We start from the raw sequence: 666 nt of genomic DNA, 5'->3' as shown, positions 1-666 counted from the left end.
TGAGCGTTCAGCTTCAGCGGTTGGAAAAGCATTACAGCACGAAGCGAGATTAGACATAGACAGAGAGCGTGAAATGAGTTTTAAAGGTTTTTGCCGTTGATTGACTCCCGTTTTAAATGCATTCGTGTAAGCTATTGTCACTGTTCAATTTTTTCTTATGGGTGTGCGAATGCATAGCTTGAATGGGGGGCTTCCCGATATTTTTGACCCTTCAAAATCTCATCGTTGCCCTATTGGGCACTCGAATCCGTCAGTGTGCCCATGTTCTACTTGTAAGATGGCTAGAGAAGCGGAGGCTTCTAGATTGGCATTAAGGCGAGCTGAAGCGAGAAACTTCGCTCCGACAGGTTCGCTAATGCCATCAAATCAAGCAATTAAGGAATCCGTAGTGCCAAAAGAAACCCCTAGAGAAAAAATTGAAAGACAGCGTAGAGAACGATTTCAGGAGCGAGAAAAAAACTGGCAAGAAATTCAAGCCAGTGAAGAGCGATACGCAGCTATTAGAAAGAAGACAGTTGAGAAAAGAAAACTAGAAAGTGAGGTTGTTAAAGCGACAGAAGCGCTTTTGATTTTTCTTCCTGCGTTGGATTTGGAAACGTCAGTACACAGCCAAGCCGTTAAAGAGTTTAGTCAGGCGTTCGATGTTATTTTGAAAGGTTATGACAA

General features: G+C 42.9%; 1 pseudogene. It reads left to right on the top strand.

Annotated features, from left to right (window positions below):
• Nucleotides 1–355 precede the first annotated feature (355 nt).
• Nucleotides 356–666, top strand: a pseudogene (locus R7044_RS25810) (hypothetical protein); the annotation flags it as partial.

The sequence above is a fragment of the Vibrio sp. 1402 genome (genome assembly GCF_033340275.1).
Note: the sequence above shows the minus strand (reverse complement) of the source record. Positions and strands in the feature narration are given on the sequence as shown.